The organism is Pseudomonas sp. 32_A (assembly GCF_017490905.1).
In the GTDB taxonomy this organism is placed as follows: Bacteria; Pseudomonadota; Gammaproteobacteria; order Pseudomonadales; family Pseudomonadaceae; genus Aquipseudomonas; species Aquipseudomonas inefficax.
Map to the genome: position 1 here is coordinate 1 of NZ_JAFGYI010000384.1, position 433 is coordinate 433.

Here is a 433-nt window from a genome sequence, read left to right on the forward strand (position 1 = left end):
GCCCATCACGTGCCGGCCCGCGTCGAGCGCGGCGAGGCCGTCGTCGGCGAGATTGATGGCGAAATCGGAGCAGCACACGTGGCCGCAGCGCGCGACGTTCGCGCCGAACAGCCGCTCGGCGGGCACGCGCAGCGCGCGGCACAGTGCATGCCAGCCGCGCAGGTCGGTGTTGATCGGCAGGATGCGTTCGTAGTGCGCGATCGGCCGGCCCGTCAGCGCGCACGCGGCGTCGACGATCCGGTGCGTGTGCAGCCATTCGGTGGAGATCATCGCGCGCTCGACCGCGTTGGCCGAATCGGAGCCCGGATACCACGCGGCATGGTTGTGCAGCGCGACGCCGCCGACGCGGTTGCGGCGGCTGTTGCGGGTCACGAGCAGGCACCCGGCGCCGTCGCCCTGGATGCCGGAGAACTGGCGCAGCCGGGTGCCTGCT

General features: G+C 72.5%; 1 protein-coding gene. It reads right to left on the minus strand.

The features are described 5' to 3' along the window. On the minus strand, window positions 1-433 hold a 433-nt coding region (locus tag J5M58_RS27170; protein ID WP_207880553.1), incomplete at both ends, for a hypothetical protein.